1 pseudogene is annotated in these 370 nt (G+C 45.1%); it reads right to left on the reverse strand.

The features are described 5' to 3' along the window. Positions 1–301: pseudogene (locus A3762_RS07080) on the reverse strand (glutamine synthetase); the annotation flags it as partial. Positions 302–370: the final 69 nt, after the last annotated feature.

The following is a 370-nucleotide window of genomic DNA, read 5'->3' on the forward strand; positions in this document are numbered from 1 at the left end:
CTTGCGCACGGCTGAGATCTTCGACCCACGGAACAATCGCTAAAGTGCCCTCAATGGGTTTACAAACATAATCTCGATCGCCTTGTGCAAGACCCAAACCCGCTTCTTCAGTTGATGCTCCTCGGCTGTTTAAACTCATCACCGAGGCAGGTAGGCAACACCCCGTTTGGTACACTTTATCAAGCAGATCAATTTCGATTCGTTTACCTCGAAGAATGCCGTTTTGATCAGGCAACAGTAATTCGATGGTTTGAACCTTAGGATAGCGGTTAAGAAAATCCCTCACTTCTTGGTTTTGCATCATGTACTCCTTAATTTAAACCGCCCATGCAGAGGTATTTAAGTTCCAAATATTCATCCATGCCGTACT

The sequence above is a fragment of the Oleiphilus sp. HI0125 genome (assembly GCF_001635355.1).